Source organism: Tropheryma whipplei str. Twist (assembly GCF_000007485.1).
GTDB lineage: Bacteria > Actinomycetota > Actinomycetes > Actinomycetales > Microbacteriaceae > Tropheryma > Tropheryma whipplei.
Genome location: NC_004572.3, coordinates 158,939 through 178,082, shown reverse-complemented (window position 1 = coordinate 178,082; position 19,144 = coordinate 158,939). Strand labels below are relative to the sequence as shown.

Here is a 19,144-nt window from a genome sequence, read left to right as displayed (position 1 = left end):
ATGGTTACTGCAGTGTGATATACACTGTGACACAGATATACACAGCGGCGCGGATACCCATAACAGGGGTAAGGTCAGCAAAGGTCTTGTAACACTAGCGGGGGCAGTGTTGTTACTGCGGCGGGTAGGACGGTGCCTGCAAGACCGGCAAGGGTGACTGGCAGGGTAATAAGGATGGCGGTAACAGTAACATCAGGGGATAAGACCGGCAGTAACACACCGGGGGTTACCGCTTACGGGTGTGGAGTAACCTGTAACACACAAGCGGTTACAAGTCGCGCTGGCAGGGGTTGTACGTAACGGGTTGTGCTGGGGTGAGTTACATGTAACACGGTTACCAGTCGCGCTGGCAGAGGTTACAGGTTACACAGTTACAGGTTACTCTGTGCCATATAGAGATGGTGTGGTACTGGAGCCCAGGATGGAGTTTGAGAGTCCGCCTGTGATATTGCCCTTGGTTACGATATTGCCTAGACCATTGCTTATGGCACCGGCTATGGCACTGCCTATGCCATCGGCTAGGCTATCCAAGAAGTATCTTGGGGATTGTGTGGGGGTGGTGTCTTACTGCCATTTACAGTCAAAGTCACAGGATAAATACTTGGCACAGGATATGTGTCATTTGAGCCAAACGTGCCACTGATGCTGTGTCACAGTGTTATCCATGGCACAGCAGTAACACTTGGCACATCACCCTTGCCAGCACTTATGTTAGGTGTACATTGTACAACTGATACTGCAGCACTAACACTTGTACTAGTAAGGGTTGTAGCAGAGGAAGTATAGGAAGGTGCAGTTGCAGTAATAGTTACTGTATATGTTCCAGGCACAATACTTGGGGTGATTGTTATATTGCCATTGGTTTTATCAATATTGATGGTTACGGTGTCTGTTTTTTGACTGGATGTGTCTGTTGGGGTGGTTGGGTTTATTGCGTAAGGGTGTGTATGTGCCACTGCCATTTGCTCCACGCGAAGTCACAGCATTAATACTTGGCACAGTGTTTGTGCCATTTGGGTCAGGTGTGCCACTGATACTTGACACAGTGTAATCCGTGTTAACAGTAATCTGTCCTAACACCTGTATCTATACTTCCTGTTATGGTTCCATTGGTTCTGTCAAGGGTTACTGGTATCAATATTGATGGTTACGGTGTTACTGTCTGTGGTTAGGGTGGTTGGGCTTATTGTGTAACTGGTTATAAAACCTGTTACAGATAAGCTGACAGGTGTTGTTGTGTATATGGTTATGGTTGTGCCAATGCCTATGTGTTACATGTAATGGGTTGCACAGTATAGGTTACAGGTTACATAGCAGGGGTTACAGGTTGCGCTGTGATAGATAGAGATGTACCAAAGAGGGAGCCTATGCCACTGAGTAGGCCGTCAAAGAGGCCTCCGGATGATTGTGTGGGGGCAGATACTAACCACGGTTGTTGACCAGACTTGTTACTGCGGTAGGTAGGACGGCGTTTGCAAGACCTGCAAGGATGCCTTGGGTTGTTGTGTGGTGGACTGGGGTGCGATGGATTACTCTGTGCCATATAGAGATGCGGATCCACCAAAGATGGAGCCTGCGAGTCCGGCTACGATATTGCCCTTGGTTACGATATTGCCCAGGACACTGCTTATGCCACTGAGTAGGTTGCCAAAGATGCTGCCGGATGATCGTGTGGGGGCAGATACTAACCAGACTTGTTACTGCGGTAGGTAGGATGGCGGTAACAGTAGCATCAGGGGGACAAGGCCGGCAGCGTGGGTATATCGTAACCACGATGTTAATACCGGCTATGCCATCGATTATGCTGCCAAAGATGCCTCCTGGGTGATCGTGTGGTTGCAGCTCTCTTAGATCTGTGAGAGGTTGCAGGGGTTGTAAATTTGTGTGAAGTATCGTGCAGCCGTGTGTGTTGCTCTGCCAGCACATGCCCGGATATATGTTTGTGATTACGGGCTGTATTACAAGTCTTGCTGGTAAGGGTTACAGGTAACACCCCGGGGGTTACAGGTAACACGGTTACGGGTTACCAGTAATGCGGGCAGAGGTTACAGGTTGCGCACCACAGGTAACCACGTAACACAACACAAGCGGGTACCAGTTACGCAGGTATGTGTGACAGGTAACGGGTTGTGCTGGTATAGGTTACAGGTTAGACCTGAGAGATTAGTTGTGTCGTATGCAGATCCAGGATGGAGTCTTCGAGTCCGGCTACGATATTGCCCTTGGTTACGATATTGCCCAGGACACTGCTTATGCCACTGAGTAGGTTGCCAAAGATGCTGCCGGATGATTGCCTGGTGGCAGCTCTCTTAGATCTGTGTGAGTCTGGTATCTTGCTCAGGTATGCACTGATACTTGGCACACCACCCGCACCAGCAGATGTGTAGTTCCACAGGGTAACTGTGTGGGTGTGTCACGTGTTGCACTGTACTCTGCCAGAACCTGCTCTGATATATGTTTGTGGTTACGGTTTACCGGTAACGCAGGTATGGGTTACAGGTAACCCTGTTACTGCAGTCGGTTCTGTTTGTCTATACACTTACCCGCACCTACTGTTAGACAGTCCATGGTTGTACCAGATAGAGATGGTGTAGTACTGGTAACAAGAAGGGTATATGTTGCACTAACAATTGATGTTTTTGATGCAGTGGCAGTTACTACTACTGTATATATACCTTGGCTAACACCTGTATCTATACTTCCTGTTATGGTTCCAGAGGAATTAAGGGTTAGTCCTTTAGGTAGACCTGTGGCTTGGTTAGATAGAGATGTGCCACATAGAAATGCAGATCCACCAAAGATGGAGCCTAGGCCACTGGTAATGCTATCCCAGAAGCCTCTGGGTGATCGTATGGGGGCAGCTCTCTTAGATCTGTGAGAGGTTGTTGCAGCTAGTACCGCAGCAATAACAATTGTGCTAGTAAGGGTTGTAGCAGGGGAAGAATAGGCAGGTGCAGTAACTCATGACACATTTAACTCGTGGAAGTGCGTGACACTTGGCACAGTGCCATGGTAAGCGCTTATGACAGTTATACCGTTAGCATTTGTGCGGGTGTGCTGTGTGGGTGTGCGTGGTTAGTGATGTGTCTGTTAGATTACCCAGCAGATTAGATACCACGTCGGTTACTGCGGCAGGTAGGACGGCGCCTGCAACAAGACCAAGGAAACCTTGGGTTGTTGTGGACTTGAGGAGGCTGTGGCAGATAGAGATGGTGTGGTACTGGAGCCCAAGAAGGAGTTTGCGAGTCCACTTAGGGCACTGGTTATGGCACCGGCTGCGGCACTGGTTATGTTGCCGAATAGGTCGCCCCAGAAGTATCCGGATGATTGCCTGGGGGCAGATACTAACCACGGTTGTTGACCAGTGTTGTTACTGCGGTGGGTAGGACGGCGCCTGCAACAAGACCAAGGAGACCTTGGCTTGTTGTGTGGTGGACTGGGGTGCAAGTGTGAGAGAACCAACTGTATATAGCTTTGAATGGCTTGGTTAGATAGAGATGCTGCTGTACCAAAGAGGGAGCCTAGGGCACTGCCTAGGTTGTCCAAGAGGCCTCTGGATGATCGTGTAGGGGTGGCTCTACTAACCAGTGTTGTTACTGCGGGAAGCTGTGGCAGATAGAGATGCAGATCCACCCAGGAGTCCGCTTAGGCCATCGAGTAGGCCGTCAAAGAGGCCTCTGGGTGATCGTGTGCGGGTGGATTGTCTAGATTACTTCTGTGATGGATAACCTGGTCCGCACTGTATTAGCACGGTTAGTACATTTGTTGGGTATAAGAATATGCCATTTACCTCCGTGGCACTGATACTGTGCCATACATATTTCTCGCCATACATATTTCTCGCCGCCATTTGACGAAGTCACAGGACTAACACTTGGTCACACCATAAACACTTGGTACAGGGGATATGCCACCCGCAACCTGTCCATTAATCCACAGCACAGTGTAATCCGTACCACACCACCATTGCCAGAGCCTGTGTTAGGTGTATGGGGTAACTGGGTGGTTGATGTGGATCCAAGAAGGAGTTTACGAGGCTGCCTGTGAATCCGCTTAGGGCATTGCCTATGCCACCTAGCAGGTCGCCAAAGATGTTTCTGGGTGATCGTGTGCGGGCAGCTCTCTTAGATCTGTGAGAGGTTGTAAGTCTTGCTCAAGTATGCACTGATACTTAGATATATGTCATATATGCCATATGTAGCATCTGTAGGTGTAGCTATATAACCGGATAAAGGGGCACCTTTTGACTTGGGTGTAATAGTTACAGTACTCCCCTACTAACCAGACTGGTTACTTGAGTGGGTAGGACGGCGTTTGCAAGACCTGCAAGGATGCCTTGGGTTGTTGTGGACTTGAGGCTGTGCCATATAGAGATGGTGTAGTACTGGAGCCCAGAAGTCCGCCTGCGATATTGCTTAGGGCATTGCCTAGGTTGTCCCAGAAGCCTCTGGGTGATCGTGTGCGGGCAGCTCTCTTAGATCTGTGTGAGGTTGGTATCGTGCTCAGGTATGCACTGATACTTAGACATATGTAACATTTGTGTAACATATGCCAGATGCGGCATTAGCTCCACCTGATGTAGCACCTGTAGGTGTAGCTATATAACTGGTTGGAGAACCTCTTGCGTTGGGTGTAATAGTTATAGTACTCTGACCTATAGATACACCTGTGGCTGTACTAGATAGAGATGCTGCTGTGCCCAGGAGGGAGCCTAGGCCATTGCTTATGCCACCGAGTAGGCCTTCCAAGAAGCCTCTGGATGATCGTGTGGGGCGGTGCAATACATCGTTAGTGCACATATCGAAACAGTAAGGGGTAAGCTTTGGAGAGGAATTAGTTACGCACGAACAAACGCATGAATAGACCGATAAAAACCATACGCTCCAGGCAGTGCCTTGTTATATTCTTTTTCACGCTTTGCCTGTCTGTTATGTTTGTTATCCTGTCCCTAATCGCAACCGAATGGCAGTATGCGCTGCTTGCTCTTATTCTGTGTGTATGTTCATGCCTTCCGTTTTACGTGCTTTTTGCCTCTCCAAAACTGGAAGTACACCAGGAGTATTTGCGCGTTGTAGGGCCAGTGCGAGAGTTGAGGCTTCCCTTCGATGATATAGAAGAAGTGCTGGCAGCGCCCATGTTGACCTTGAAGCTAAAGAGTGGCAAAGTCATCTCCTGCTGGGGAATTATAAAAAGAGGAAGACTGTTAGAGTCAGAAATTCAGGAGGCCAGACTGAGCGGTGAATGGAGTGAAATAATTCCTGTCAGTCAGTCTGGGCAAACGTATTCCTCGGAAATCCACCCTAATCTGAGGGCAGGAACGATCCGGTTGGATGATGAAAAAGAACGGGAAAAGGGGCAGTATGGAGGCGGGCATGAATGCAACAAACACAATGCCCCTGAAAAAGATCCGTTGCAGAAAAATCCATTGCAGCTCAGCATTAGCCACAGCGAAATACCGAGAGGCTGCACCTCTGCAATATCGTCCCCAGAGGTGGGCACAGAGATGGGCGCCGAAATAGACACCAGGTTGATCTCAAGATCGTATAATACACTGAATATCGCGCTGCTTATTGTTAGTTGTTCTCTGTTATTTGTGTCATACTTCACGCTGTATTACTTTCAATAGACCAATTAGCTCTCTCCGACCCCTACTGACCACGGTAATTACTGGTTACTGCGGTAGGTAGGACGGCGCCTGCAAGACCACCAAGGAGACCTGGTAAGGATGACTGGCAAAGGTAATAAGGATGGCGGTAACAGTAGCATCAGGGGACAAGGGCGGCAGCGTGGGTATATCGTAACCACGATGTTAATACCGGCTACGATATTGCTTAGGTTGTCCCAGGAGTATCCGGATGATTGTGTGGGGGTAGATACTGACCAGTGTTGTTACTGCGGTAGGTAGGATGGCGCCGGCAACAGCACCAAGGAAACCTTGGCTTGTTGTGTGGTGGACTGGGGTGCAAGTGTGAGAGAACCAACTGTATATGGCTTTGAATGGCTTGGTTATATAGTATTTGACCCTTTGGAAGAATTTCATACTACTTAGCACAAGGGTATATACAGCAGTAACAGTTGTTGATGATGCAGTGGCAGTTACTACTACTGTATATATACCTTGGCTAACACCTGTATCTATGCTTCCTTGTATGCTTCCTTGTATGGTTCCTTTGGTTGTATGGTGTAGCCAATATACGTAACTGTGCAATTCAACAATAAACAATTCCATAACATACACTGCAGCGCCCATAGGTAGGGTTATGTCGTTACCTGTCTGGATATATGTTGTTGTGGTTCCATTGGTTCTATCAAGGGTTACTGGTATCAATATTGATGGTTACGGTGTGGGTTTTTTGACTGGATGTGGTTAGGGTGGTTGGGCTTATTAGTGTTTGCACCTGGGGTTACAGGTGACCAGTTGCGGGTGTGGAGTTACCTGTAACACACCGGGGTTACACGTTGCGCAGGTATAGGTAACCTGTAACACAACACAGGTAACCACGTAACACGGCACCAGATGTTACCAGTCGCGCAGGTGCGTGTTACAGCTTACACGTAACACACCGGGGGTTACAGGTAACCCTGTGACATATAGAGATGCTGCTGGATAGGCATAGCTTTTCCAGTCATAACATGCATCTGAATTATGTGCTGCAGAGTAAAAAGCATTGTAGGCATCAACCAGACTTGTTACTACGGTGGGTAGGAGGCCACCAAGGAAACCTTGGCTTGGTTAGATAGAGATGTGCCATATAGAGATGCAGATGTACCAAAGAGGGAGCCTACGAGTCCGAGTAGGCTGCCCAAGAAGCTTCCGGATGATCGTCTGGTGGTAGCTCTCTTAGATCTGTGAGGGGTTGTAGGGCTGTAAAGGTATATGTATGTGCCACCTACAGTCGAAGTTGCAGCACTGATACTTGGCACAGTGTTTCCGCCAGAACCTGCCAGGGTATATGTTGCTCGGATATGTGTTTGTGATTACGGGCTGTATTACAAGTTGCACTGGCAGGGGTTACAGGTTACTCTGTTGCGGGTTACCAGTAATGCGGGCAGGAGTTACACGTAACACACCGGGGGTTACAGGTAATTCTGAGAGATTAGTTGTGTCGTATGTTGATCCAGGAAGGGGCCTGCGAGTCCGGTTAGGGCATTGGTTACGATACCGCCTAGGGCACCGGCTATGGCAGCGCCTATGTTGCCAAAGAGGTATCTGGGTGATCGTGTGGGGTGGCTCTACTAACCACGTCGGTTACTGCGGCAGGTAGGACGGCGCCAACAAGACCAAGGAGACCTTGGCTTGTTGTGGACTTGAGGAGGCTGTGACATATAGAGATGCTGCTGGATAGGCATAGCTTTTCCAGTCATAACATGCATCTGAATTATGTGCTGCAGAGTAAAAAGCATTGTAGGCATCAACCAGACTTGTTACTACGGTGGGTAGGAGGCCACCAACAGCACCAAGGAGACCTTGGCTTGTTGTGGACTTGAGTGCGGTGCCTTGCTGTGCGATGGATTGGGCTGTGGCAGATAGAGATGGTGCTGTACCAAAGAGGGAGTTTGTGAGTCCGCCTAGGGCATTGCCTATGCCATTGATTATGCTGCCAAAGAAGTATCCGGATGATTGCCTGGTGGTGTCTCTCTTAGATCTGTTAAGGGTTGTTGCAGTCTAAGTGTCGTGTAGCCGCGTGAGGTACGCTGCCATATGATGATCTCTGCCATCACCTGCCTTAATATAAGGTGTTGTTGTATCAATGGTTATGGTTGCACCTGGGGTTACCAGTTACATGGGTAACATGTAACGGATGTGCGTGTGGCAGGTAACCGGTTGTGAGTTACCAGTTACTCTATTACTGCAGTTAGTACATCTGTGTACTTGTGTTTAGGGTAAGGCCTGGGGGTAAGGTATTCTTGCCTCCCGTGTTCATGGTATAGATAACAGTAATGGGTGCAGATGTTGGGTTTGGTGAATAACCTGCTCCACCCTTGGTTAAGGTGATGTAGTTAAGGTGATTGGGTTAATTGATCTGTGGGGTATAGGAATGTCTTACTGCCATTTGACAAAGTCGAAGTCACATAATTGATACTTGGCACACCTACAGATACAGCATCCAGTTGGACTTGTTTCTGTTGTATTAGGAACCGTATAAGAGGATATAGGAGAACCTCTTGCGTTGGGTGTAATAGTTATAGTACTCTGACCTATAGATACACCTGTGGCTGTGGCAGATAGAGATGGTGATAAACCCAAGAATCCGCCTATGCTACCGAGTATGCCGCCAAAGAAGCTTCCGGATGATTTACCTTATAACCACGTTGGTTTATAGAGTTAGTTTACACGTCGGTTACTGCGGTAGGTAGGACGGCGCCGGCAACAGCACCAAGGAAACCTTGGGTTGTTTGGACTGGGGTGCGGTGCCTTGCTGTGCGATGGATTGGGCTGTACCAGATAGAGATGGTGCTGTACCAAAGAGGTAATTTGCGATACCGGTCGCGGCACTGATCGCGATATAACCTGCAACTCCGCTTAGGCCACCGATTATGTTGTCCAAGAGGCCTCTGGGTGATTGTGTGGCAGCTCTCTTAGATCTGTGAGAGGTTGTGTATCTATTATCTCTTCCAGATATGCACATCAATCCACGGCACTGTGCCTCTGCCAGAGCCTGTGTAGTTCCACAAAGTAACTGTATGGGACGTACCTGGGTGGGATGCGGGTTGTGCCTGTGTAGTTCCACAGGGTTACTCGATGAGAGAGTTTGTTCTTGAAACTATAGTCATAGTAGTTAGGTATAGCTTTGACAGGAAAGTTGGTTGGTGCATCATCTAGTGCAATATCCTGCATTATTAGACCATAGTATGTTCTTGTGTATGTTTGTGTTGTGAGAGTTCTGGGGTTTCCTATGTTGTATGTGGGTGTATATAGGTTTGTTTCGCTGAATTTATGCACTTAGATGCACCTACGGTTATGACATGCCATATATTCTGGTGATCTACCCAGGAGTCCGCCTACGATACCGCTTATGGCACTGCCTGCGAATCCACCTATGATACTGCCTAGGCCGTCCAAGAGGCCTCTGGGTGATCGTGTGGGGTGGCTCTACTAACCACGTCGGTTACTGCGGCAGGTAGGACGGCGTTTGCAACAGCACCAAGGAAACCTTGGGTTGTTTGGACTGGGGTGCGGTGCCTTGCTGTGCGATGGATTGGGCTGTGGCAGATAGAGATGCTGTAGTACCCAGGAGTCCGCCTATGCCACTGAATAGGTTGCCCAAGAAGCCTCCGGATGATTGCCTGGTGGCAGCTCTCTTAGATCTGTGAGGGGTTGTGGGGTTGTGAATTTGTGTGAAGTATCGTGCAGCCATGTGATGGTCTTTGCCCACCACATGCCCGGATATATGTTTGTGGTTACCGGCTGTATTACAAGTCGCGCAGGTGTGAGTTACAGGTAACACGGCGGGGGTTGCCAGTAATTCTGTTACGGGTTACCGGTAATGCGGGTGGGGTTACAGGTAACTCTGTGGTGAAATCAGTACATCTCTGGTGTTGTACCTGTGTTTAGGGTAAGGCCTGGGGGTAATGGATTCTTCTTCATACTCATGGTATAGATAACAGTCATTGTAGGCATAAACCAGTGTTGTTACTGCGGTGGGTAGGACGGCGTTTGCAACAGCACCAAGGAAACCTTGGCTTGTTGTGGACTTGAGTGCGATGGATTGCGCTGTGGCAGATAGAGATGGTGTAGTACCCAGGAGTCCACCTAGGCTACCGAGTAGGTTGTCCAAGATGCTTCTGGGTGATCGTGTGCGGGTGGCTCTCTTAGATCTGTGATGGGTTGTGGGGTTGGTATCTGGCTCAGGTATTCACTGATACTTAGACATATGTAGCATCTGCCATATATAACATTTATGGGTGTATCTGTATACATTTATGGACGTAGCTATATAGCCAGATAGAGAACCTCTTGCGCTGGGTGTAATAGTTATACTACTCTGACTTATAGATACACCTGTGGCTTGGTTAGATAGAGATGCACCCAGGATATTGGTTATGGCACTGCCTGCGGCACTGAATAGGTCGCCCCAGAGGTCTCTGGGTGATTGTATGGGGCAGATACTAACCAGTGTTGTTACTGCAGTGGGTAGTAGGGCGCCTGCAAGACCAAGGAAACCTTGGCTTGTTTGGACTGGAGTGCGGTGCCTTGCTGTGCGATGGATTGCGCTGTGCCATATAGAGATGTTGTAGTACTCGAGCCTGCGAGACTGCTTACGATATTGCCTAGGCCACTGCCTAGACCACCTAGTAGGCCGCCCAAGAAGCCTCCGGATGATTGCCTGGGGGCAGCTCTCTTAGATCTGTGAAGGGTTGTGAGTCTGGTATCTTGTAAAGTCACAGGATTAACACTTGGTACACTGCCCCTACCAGCACTTATGTAAGTAAGCAACGTAGTTGCATGAAGGATATGTGGCGATCTGGATCACAGCCTGACTTTATATATGGCCTGACTTCAATATGGTTGGTGTAATGTATACAGCTCTTGCAAGGATGGGCTACAGGTTTTACTGAATAAGTTACCTGTTATACAACGGGGGTTACAGGTTGCGCTTGAGCAGTAGGTGGCGCACGGGTTACAGCTTGTGCAGTGTGTGATTGTACGGTGTGTGACTGTATGGGTTACAGGCTGTGCTGTCTATACACTCTTACATCTGCACAGACGCTTGCTAGACCAACGGCATAATACGGACATAACGCAGCCATGCGGCAAACGAATAACAGGCTAACTATACACAGAATGCACTTCAACCCCAAGAAAACAGGCGTCCAGGTATCGACTCCAAAAGAGTCCTTGTATACTTACTCTCCGGATTGTTGAAGATACGCTCAGCCGGGCCTTGTTCAACCAGCTTGCCCTGGTGCATAACACACACAAAGTCAGAGATAGCCCGTGCAACAGCAAGATCATGTGTGATAAATAGATAACTAACCGAAAGCTGTTTCTGTAAGCTATCCAAAAGATCTAAGATCTGCGACTGAACAAGAGCATCCAGAGCGCTGACCGCCTCATCTAGAATCATTATCTCTGGTTTTAGGGCTAGAGCACGGGCTATTGCAACCCTCTGGCGCTGACCGCCAGACAACTCACCGGGATAACGAGTCGCAATAAACTGCGGCAGTGCGACTTGGTCAAGAAGCTCCACAACGCGGGCTTTACGGCTGGCCCTGTTTCCAACCTTATGGATACTCAAAGGCTCAGAAATAATTGATGCAATATTGCGAAGCGGATCCAGGCTGCCATACGGATTTTGAAATACCGGCTGGATCCTCGCAGCCATACGGCGCAAGCCAGATGCAGATAGCGAGCTTGTATTAACACCGGCTATGGTTACAGTCCCCCGCGTCGGCTTTTCAAACCCAAGAATTATCTTTGCGATAGTGGACTTGCCAGAACCCGACTCACCGACAAGAGCAACCGTAGACCCGCTGGGAATCGAAAAGCTCACGCCATCAACAGCGGTAAGAAGTGAGGTACTAAAGGTCCCTGACCGTATTGGATATCTTTTTACCAGACTGTCTACAACAACTGCAGGAGGGGCAGTGTCTTGCTCTTTCGACCTAAGGGGAGAGCGTCGTGCCCTTGCAGCTGCGCCCAGTAATTTCTTGGTATAAGGATGGCGAGGGTTTTTTAGAATCTCCTCAGATGAACCCAGTTCAACTACTTTTCCTTTGTACATAACCAGAAGACGCCTCGCCCGTTCAGCAGCTAAGGCAAGGTCGTGCGTAATCAGCATAACGGCAGTGCCGAGAGAAGAAGTACGCTCAGCTATGTGATCAAGGATAACCTTCTGAACTGTTACATCCAATGCACTTGTTGGCTCGTCAGCGATAAGAAGACCTGGGTGACAGGAAAGCGCTATACCGATCAACACCCTTTGTTGCATGCCACCTGAAAGTTGGTGCGGATATGAGCGTATTCTGTCAGAGGGGTTGGGCAAACCCGCATTCTCTAGAGCCTGGATTGCCAACTTTCTGATCTCTTTATTATCTGATGCAAGCGCATTTGCGCGAATGGCCTCCTCTACCTGAGCGCCGATTCGCAGAACAGGATTAAGGCTCTGCATCGGGTCCTGTGGAACAAAACCTATATTATGTCCGCGGACGCCCTCGAGCTGTTTCTGGGACAACTTTACAAGGTCCCGCCCGGCATAATTTATTTGCCCCTCGGTGATTCTTCCCGTACCCGGCAAGAGACCTATTACAGAATGTGCAAGGGTTGACTTTCCAGAACCCGACTCACCGACAACAGCGAGCGTGTCACCTTTTTCAAGGGTAAAACTGACGCCATCAACGGCCTTTATTGCGCGGGTAGGTGTAGAAAATTCGATCTGTAGATTTCTAACATCCAGAAGTGGGGGCTCAACCGTATTCATCCCTTGGATCTTTCAGCTGGATTATTGGCTTTGCGTATTACATCGCCAAGAAGTGTAAAGGCAAGTACCGTGACGGACAGGACCAAAGAGGGCCAGAAAAGAGTCATGGGGTTATTGCGTAAATCAGGCTGTGCAGACGCTATATCATTACCCCAACTCATCACATTTGATGGAAGACCAAGGCCAAGAAAAGAAAGCACAGTCTCGGAGATAATGGCATAACCAACACTGATAGCGGCAAGGGAATAGATAGGGCTTAGGGAATTCGGGATTATATGTTTCATCAAAATACCCCATTTTCTTTGACCCAAGCAATGAGCGGCCAAAACAAACTCAAGGTTTTTTACTCTATAAACCTCACTTCTTACCAAACGCGCTGTCCCGGGCCAGCCGAAGACTGCAAGAACAAGTGCAATTGTAAAAACACTACGGAATGACGAAAACGCACTCATAACAACGATTGCAGCAACAAGAAACGGAATAACGAAGAATATATCAGCAGCCCTCGAAATAATTGCATCAACCCAGCCACCGAAAAATCCAGCGAGGGCACCGATCGTAACCCCTATTGCCAAAGCAAATGCAAGGGTAAGTAGCCCAACCGATAGGGATGTCGAGGCGCCATGCACTATGCGAGAAAAGACATCGCACCCCTGTTTTGTAAACCCGAGAATATGCTCGCCTGTTGGTCCGCCGTTCGAATTTTTCAAATAACAATCGCTGTTCGGCGGAACACGTGTAAATAGCCCCGGAAAAAGAGCAGCAAGGGTGAGGGTAAAAAGCACAACTACAGAAAACCAGAATGCAAACCTGCGCCTGAGATAAACCCATATATCGCGCAGTTTGGAAGCACGTCTGCCAACAGATGTATCCGGGGGTGCGGAAAAATCATCCTCGTCAAACGGGGCAACATAATGCTCGACCGGATTGGCATAGCCATCAAGGGATTTATTATTGCTCACTTTATTTTCTTCCAGACAGCCTTATTCTCGGGTCGATGTAGGAATAACTGATATCAACCAAGAGATTCGCAAGCATAAAGGCAATTACAAAAACTGCAGAAAACGAAACAATCGTTGGACCCTCTCCGCGAATTGTCGCCTGGTAGAACACATTGCCAACCCCTGGGACATTGAATATGCCTTCAGTTATAATCGCACCGCCGATTAGACCTGCCAAATCAAAACCAATTAGAGTCACAACAACTAGGAGGCTATTGCGGACTATATGACCGAAAATAACCCGGGCTTTGGAGAGACCTTTACTGTAAGCGAAATTAACGAAATCTTGTGCGCGGGTTTTGAGGATTTCACCCCTAAAAACTCGGGCATACCCAACCATACCGAGAAGTCCGAGCGAGAATGCGGGCAGAAGCATTCGATAAAAGCTGGTGTCACCACCGACCGTTACAGGCAGAAGACGAAGCTGAATTCCTATAAAAAACTGAAGCAAAAATGCGAGCACAAAAGATGGTATTGAAACAAGGGCAAGTAAGAACAGAGTGCTCGTTGTGTCAAATAATCTATACGGCCGCAGCCCAGCTATTAGGCCAACCGAAAGACCCAGAAGAAGTTGTATAACAAGGGCCATAAACCCAAGTTGCGCACTGACTGGAATTGTACTGCCCAGAACCTCGGTTACACTCTGGCCAGAAAATGTAACACCCATATTGCCCGTGAGTATGCCAGAAAACCAAATGAAATATTGGACAATGAACGGTTTATCAAGGTTGTACTGCTCACGAATTGCCGCAACAACATCAGGCGACGGCCTTTTATCACCGAAAAGTGCAGCAATGGGATCCCCAGGCATGAGAAATACAAGAAGATAAATCAGGAATGTCGCACCAACGAACACCGGAACAAACTGCAGGAGCCGGAACAAGACATAGCGCCCCAAAACACACCTCCACGGTTTCACACAGCTCAACGGCGAAACAAAACAAAACCGCGCGGGCCACACAGCTATGAGGCTCTAAACGCGTTTCCTGCATTGTACCATATTTAGAGATATAGCAACCCAGTTGCCCAAAAATTGTGGAAGGGTCACCAGTATGATAGCCATAGAATTCAGTAATGTAAGCCTAGAAATTGACGATTGTAAAATTCTGCGAGAGATAAACCTGGTGTTCAGTGCGCACAGGATTGGCATAATAGGTGTAAATGGCTCTGGTAAGAGCACCCTTGTGAGGCTTATAAATGGCCTACACTTTCCGTCTAATGGATGTGTCAAGGTTGACGGGATTGAGGTAAATAAGAAAACCGTAAAACAAATTAGGCGGATGGTTGGGTTCGTATTTCAGAATCCACAAACCCAACTTGTCATGCCAGAGGTGCGAGAAGATCTGAAGTTTGGACTGAAAAACATGGGGATTCAAAACATCGAGTCCGCCATAGAAGAGGTCTCCGTGATGCTTGGAATACAGAATTTGTTAGGGCGTAACACGTACCAGCTGAGCGGCGGTGAAAAACAAATGGTTGCCCTGGCGACGATTCTTGTCACAAAGCCCAAGGTTTTGGTGTTTGATGAGCCAACAACATATTTGGATCTTATGAGCTTCAATAGACTGTCTGAGATTGTAAACACGTTACCCCAACAGATTATTACAATCAGCCATAATCTTGATTTGATACAAACCTGTAACCAGGTGATATTAATGAACCAAGGACAAGTAGCCTATGATGGACCTCCGAAAAATGCCATTGCGAAGTACCGTGAGCTGTGTAAAAGCGCATGAAAAACGTATAAAACAAGGATCTTTGGCAATGACCTTGAGTAATTGAACCTTGAGTAATTGAGCGAGATTTGAGTAACAACGATGCGGCGCCATGATGGTGCTGATTTATTGCCCTAAAGAGATGGTGTGAAGGTCGGTGTGAAGGTGAAAGAGTATAACAAAGACGGTCAGAAATACGTAGGCAGGAGGATACCCAAAACACCTGTGGCGGTAAAACTGCTTGGCCTTGCCGTCTACGGAGTGCTTATGTACAACATATCTGGTGTGTATCTATTACTCTTATTCCTCCCAAGCCTTTTGTTCTTCCTCAGGGCCTCCGTAGCCTTTATGAAGCAACTGATTATTCTCGTTGGGATTGTTTCTCTGGTAAACCTTGTTTTTTCAGGCGCAGAGTACGCGGCTTACTCGGCACTCAGGATGTCAGCACTGCTTGCTGGCGCATACACCGTCAGCCGCACAACGCGATTCTCAGAATTCCTGAACTTCTTTATTGTTGTGGCAACGCCTCTTCGGGTATTTGGGTTAAACCAAAAAAGGGTCGGCTTAACCCTGTCAATGACAGTCCGATTTGTGCCAGAAATACTGACCCTACACACACAGGTTAGGGAAGCCCAGATTGCGAGGGGGATTCAAAAAAAGCCCCTCGCAATCTTCCTGCCATTTACAGTCCTAAGCCTTAATATGGCTCAGGAAATAGCAACAGCAATCGCTTCACGCGGATTTGAGGATTGACTATTCCCTGATCATGTCAGAGGTGTCAACAATTCCTCGCTTATTCAGTTTTATACCCCTGACATCCTTACCATAGACAAGGGCATCTTTATAGCCGAAAAGCGGAATAAGTGGTAAATCCTTAAGAAGGATGCCAAGAAGCTCCTTATACAAGGAAGCAGATTCAGATGCTTTGGCTTCCACCGCCCTCACTGCGAGCTTATCAAACTCCGGATTGCGGTAACGGGAAGAGTTGTTTGATCCGTCCGAAGTAAACAAAGTCTCAATACTGGGGGCAGCAATATAACCTGTTTGCCAGCCGGACCTAAAGAAGCCACTGAAATCATCTTGGTCAACCAGATCAAGAAATTCCCTAAAGGTTGGAACGGGTTTTGGAATAATATTGGTTATACCAAGTCCATTCTTTAGCTGATTAACAACTGCATCGATCCAGATCTTATGGCCACCATCCACATTGTAGAAGAAGTCTATCTGGCGCCGTGGATACGGAGATAGCTTTTCTGCTTCGGCCCAAAACTCCTTGGCTTTCTCCAGATTGAACTTCAATACATCGGAGCCAGGTAAGTCGGCATAATTCGGGAAAAATGCGGAGGAAAAGAAACCCGTGGCTGGGAATCTTAGCCCATGATAGAGCTTATCACCCATTTCCTGCCGATCTATTGCCAAAGACAATGCTCTTCTTCGCAGTTTGCCAGCCTCAGTATTCAGTTCAAAGCCAGGGGTGTTGGCGGTAATACCGACATACGATACAACAGATGTAACGCCCTCTATATGCCGACCTTCAGAATCTTGTTTGTAAGTTTCGATATTCTCCTGCGGCACATCAACAAGATCAAGATTGCCGGCAAGATAGTCAGCATATTTCGCGGATCCAGACTGATAGACCGTAACACGAACAGAAGGCGGGATTGGGAATTGAGATGCATAACCGTGATAATCACGATTAGGGCGATAAGACCACGAAACATTCTTACGACGATCGTGCAGAAGGTATGGCCCATTGCCTATTGGGTTCTGTCCGAACTTTTTAATATCCTGATATGCAACAGATGGTAGCGGGAAAAAGGCAGTAGTATTGCTCAGCCGCTCAGAAAAGTCATTCAGCTTCTTATTTAGCTTGACGGTAAATGTGAATTCGTCGGTAATTTTCAGACCCGAAAGGTCACCATCCAGATCAGCACTATACCCATCAATATATTTCAAGTCGTCACGATTACTCTGCGCATTGGATTTTTTCGCTGTGAAATTCCAGGCGTCAACAAAACTTTTCGCGGTGACTTTTTCACCATTAGAGAATTTCCAGTCCTTTTTTACCTTAATCACGTAGGTCAGATTGTCTTGAGTGTCTATAGATTCTGCAACCTCATTTATCAGATTGCCCTCACGATCGCGCGTGACAAGGCCAACGAAAAGATTCGTAACAATGCCCGAGCCACATTCATCACGCACAGATCCCGGTAAAAGAGCGGTCTGCGGTTCACAACTTCCAAAACGCATCTCTTTACCCTTAACGCCAGGAGAGCCTCCGAAACACGCAGCCATGAATAGCACGACCGGGACAAAAGCCGCAAAAAATTTGAACCTAGAATTCATATATTTCATCCCTTCGTTATCAGATAGTAAACCGGAATACCAACCCAGTTGCTTTCAACATTGCTGACATTCTTTGACCAGACAAGACCACCGCGGTCATAAAAAAGCGGTACAACAGGCATATTCTGGAATAAAATTTCCTGCAGTTTGTCATAGTAATCTTGAGCTTTCGGCAAGGTCAAGGCCTCTGCGGCTTTGACCAGCAGTGAATCATACTCCGCATTACGAAACTCGTAATAATTGTTAGAAGCTTGACTATGAAACAGCGACCCAAGGTAAGTGTCTATAGCCGGCCAGTCAGCGGCCCAGCCAATTCTAAAAGGCTGCTTCGTTTGCTGGCCATGCAGAAGATTTGCCTTCCAATCAGTATTGGGATAGGCCTGCACCTCTATACCAAGAACGTTCTTTATGGAATTCGCCAAAGCTTCGAATAGGGCTTTATCGCCGCGGGTAGCGGCAAAGTTAAGATACAAAACACCCGAGCCCCAAGGGGATATAGCGTCAGCCTGTGCCCATAACTGCTTGGCCCGCTCAGGATCATATTTCAGAACATCCGAGCCCGGCAGGCCGGCCTTGTACCCCAGCACTGACGGAGAAGTAAAGTCTCGCGCAGGCACTCTGGCGCCGTGGTAAATCTTGTCAGCTATATCCTGCCGGTTAATTGCCATAGAAACAGCCTTCCTGCGCAGGATTCCCTCCCTGTCAAAAGCAAAATGCGCAACGTATCCAGGAATGGCGATGTATATAGTTGCCGCGATCTCACGCCTAATCCAACGAGAAGGAAAATCGGACTGGAACTTTTCCTGGGCATTCGGTGGGATTATATCTGTGACATCAGAGCTATCAGACAAAACGTCAGCATACGCAGGCCCGGGATCGGAATATATCTTGTACCTGAGGCCCGAATTACGAGGCTGCCTTGGCCCCTTGTAATCAGGATTTTTTTTCAGCACAGCCTCAACATCCTGAGTGAAACTGACAAGAGAGTATGGGCCGTTACCGATGGGCTTCAAGCCAAAAGCCCGAATATCCTTATACGCATCCGACGGAAGCGGCCAAAAAACTGAATACGACAATTTGGCAACAAAATTCCGGTTAGGGCTCTTTAGAATAACGCGAAACTTGTATTCATCCAGAATTTTTAACCCAGACAGGTCGGTATCACCCTTTTCTGTGAAACCCTCTATGTTACCCAGAAAATCACGGTTACCCATTGCATTGGAAATCTTGGCCGCGAAATTCCAGGCGTCAACAAAACTCTTCGCGGTGACTTTTTCACCATTAGAGAATTTAAAATCCTCCCTCAGGGTAATGGTCCACACGCGATTGTCTGCGGTCTCTATGGATTTTGCAACCTCGTTTTGGATGCGCGCATCTTTGTCAATATATACAAGGCCAGAAAAAAGCATACTGAGAATCCTGTGAGCCGACAGCTCATTGGAATTAGCGGGAACCAGGCCTGTGCTGATCTTAGTCGTATTCACATTGACATACGAATCGGTAGGCTTACCACCAAAACATGCTGTCACAAACAGCACGGCTGAGACTGCCGTAAAAGTAAAGACCCTCGAAAATCCCTTACGCATACCCCCGCCCCAACGAATATCTTGTGCATGATCCTACACAAAACTTTTCATTTAGACAAATTTTGCTTTGCAGA

16 protein-coding genes are annotated in these 19,144 nt (G+C 47.9%); 6 read left to right on the top strand and 10 right to left on the bottom strand.

Translation table 11 applies throughout. From position 1 onward, the window contains the following. Positions 1 to 378: 378 nt before the first annotated feature. The 4 genes from TWT_RS04820 to TWT_RS05045 all read right to left on the bottom strand — a co-directional run bounded on the left by TWT_RS04820 (position 379) and on the right by TWT_RS05045 (position 2,802). Complete coding sequence (locus TWT_RS04820) at positions 379 to 531, bottom strand: hypothetical protein (RefSeq protein ID WP_155105123.1); 153 nt, start codon at positions 529 to 531, stop codon at positions 379 to 381. A gap of 119 nt (positions 532 to 650) precedes the next feature. Beyond that, complete coding sequence (locus TWT_RS00825) at positions 651 to 962, bottom strand: hypothetical protein (RefSeq protein ID WP_155105122.1); 312 nt, start codon at positions 960 to 962, stop codon at positions 651 to 653. 1,187 nt (positions 963 to 2,149) lie between these two features. After that, positions 2,150 to 2,362: a hypothetical protein gene (locus tag TWT_RS04815; RefSeq protein ID WP_148224247.1), complete on the bottom strand. Its 213-nt coding sequence runs from the start codon at positions 2,360 to 2,362 to the stop codon at positions 2,150 to 2,152. A 146-nt stretch (positions 2,363 to 2,508) separates the two neighbouring features. Continuing rightward, the gene (locus TWT_RS05045; RefSeq protein ID WP_237696878.1) at positions 2,509 to 2,802 is read right to left on the bottom strand and encodes an Ig domain-containing protein; all 294 of its coding nucleotides are present in this window, start codon (positions 2,800 to 2,802) and stop codon (positions 2,509 to 2,511) included. Here TWT_RS05045 and TWT_RS05140 point away from each other — a divergent pair. The 3 genes from TWT_RS05140 (at position 2,750) to TWT_RS00810 (ending at position 5,626) form a co-directional block, all read left to right on the top strand. Next, positions 2,750 to 2,878, top strand: a complete 129-nt coding sequence (locus tag TWT_RS05140; protein ID WP_272940637.1) for a hypothetical protein — start codon at positions 2,750 to 2,752, stop codon at positions 2,876 to 2,878. The genes TWT_RS05045 and TWT_RS05140 overlap by 53 nt on opposite strands. A 318-nt stretch (positions 2,879 to 3,196) precedes the next feature. Next, positions 3,197 to 3,361 carry a hypothetical protein gene (locus TWT_RS04805; protein ID WP_155105121.1) on the top strand — a complete coding sequence of 55 codons (165 nt, stop codon included), beginning with the start codon at positions 3,197 to 3,199 and terminating at the stop codon, positions 3,359 to 3,361. Between the two features lie 1,494 nt (positions 3,362 to 4,855). Beyond that, entirely contained in the window at positions 4,856 to 5,626 is a 771-nt protein-coding gene (locus TWT_RS00810; protein WP_011096113.1) for a hypothetical protein, read from the top strand. A 183-nt stretch (positions 5,627 to 5,809) separates the two neighbouring features. Here the strand turns inward: TWT_RS00810 and TWT_RS04800 are convergent, their stop codons facing one another. Then, positions 5,810 to 6,328: a hypothetical protein gene (locus TWT_RS04800; RefSeq protein WP_155105120.1), complete on the bottom strand. Its 519-nt coding sequence runs from the start codon at positions 6,326 to 6,328 to the stop codon at positions 5,810 to 5,812. 1,150 nt (positions 6,329 to 7,478) lie between these two features. Here TWT_RS04800 and TWT_RS04795 point away from each other — a divergent pair. Beyond that, complete coding sequence (locus tag TWT_RS04795) at positions 7,479 to 7,670, top strand: hypothetical protein (protein ID WP_148224244.1); 192 nt, start codon at positions 7,479 to 7,481, stop codon at positions 7,668 to 7,670. 3,123 nt (positions 7,671 to 10,793) lie between these two features. Here the strand turns inward: TWT_RS04795 and TWT_RS00795 are convergent. Genes TWT_RS00795 through TWT_RS00785 form a run of 3 tightly spaced genes read right to left on the bottom strand, consistent with a single transcriptional unit; the run spans position 10,794 to position 14,321 of the window. Then, entirely contained in the window at positions 10,794 to 12,422 is a 1,629-nt protein-coding gene (locus tag TWT_RS00795) for a dipeptide ABC transporter ATP-binding protein (protein WP_011102382.1), read from the bottom strand. Beyond that, complete coding sequence (locus TWT_RS00790; protein WP_011096111.1) at positions 12,419 to 13,384, bottom strand: ABC transporter permease; 966 nt, start codon at positions 13,382 to 13,384, stop codon at positions 12,419 to 12,421. The genes TWT_RS00795 and TWT_RS00790 overlap by 4 nt, the downstream gene beginning before the upstream one ends. Before the next feature lies 1 nt (position 13,385). After that, the gene (locus TWT_RS00785; RefSeq protein ID WP_011096110.1) at positions 13,386 to 14,321 is read right to left on the bottom strand and encodes an ABC transporter permease; all 936 of its coding nucleotides are present in this window, start codon (positions 14,319 to 14,321) and stop codon (positions 13,386 to 13,388) included. A 154-nt stretch (positions 14,322 to 14,475) separates the two neighbouring features. Between TWT_RS00785 and TWT_RS00780 the strand changes: the two genes are divergently transcribed. Together TWT_RS00780 and TWT_RS00775 are read left to right on the top strand one after the other, a co-directional pair. Further along, positions 14,476 to 15,159 (top strand): energy-coupling factor ABC transporter ATP-binding protein, encoded by a 684-nt coding sequence (locus TWT_RS00780; protein WP_011096109.1) that lies wholly within the window; start codon positions 14,476 to 14,478, stop codon positions 15,157 to 15,159. Positions 15,160 to 15,285: 126 nt separating this feature from the next. Then, positions 15,286 to 15,891, top strand: a complete 606-nt coding sequence (locus TWT_RS00775; RefSeq protein ID WP_011102379.1) for an energy-coupling factor transporter transmembrane component T — start codon at positions 15,286 to 15,288, stop codon at positions 15,889 to 15,891. Here the strand turns inward: TWT_RS00775 and TWT_RS00770 are convergent, their stop codons facing one another. Together TWT_RS00770 and TWT_RS00765 are read right to left on the bottom strand one after the other, a co-directional pair. After that, entirely contained in the window at positions 15,892 to 17,484 is a 1,593-nt protein-coding gene (locus TWT_RS00770) for a peptide ABC transporter substrate-binding protein (protein WP_237696853.1), read from the bottom strand. 5 nt (positions 17,485 to 17,489) lie between these two features. Beyond that, the gene (locus tag TWT_RS00765) at positions 17,490 to 19,070 is read right to left on the bottom strand and encodes a peptide ABC transporter substrate-binding protein (protein ID WP_011102377.1); all 1,581 of its coding nucleotides are present in this window, start codon (positions 19,068 to 19,070) and stop codon (positions 17,490 to 17,492) included. Positions 19,071 to 19,144 lie beyond the last annotated feature (74 nt).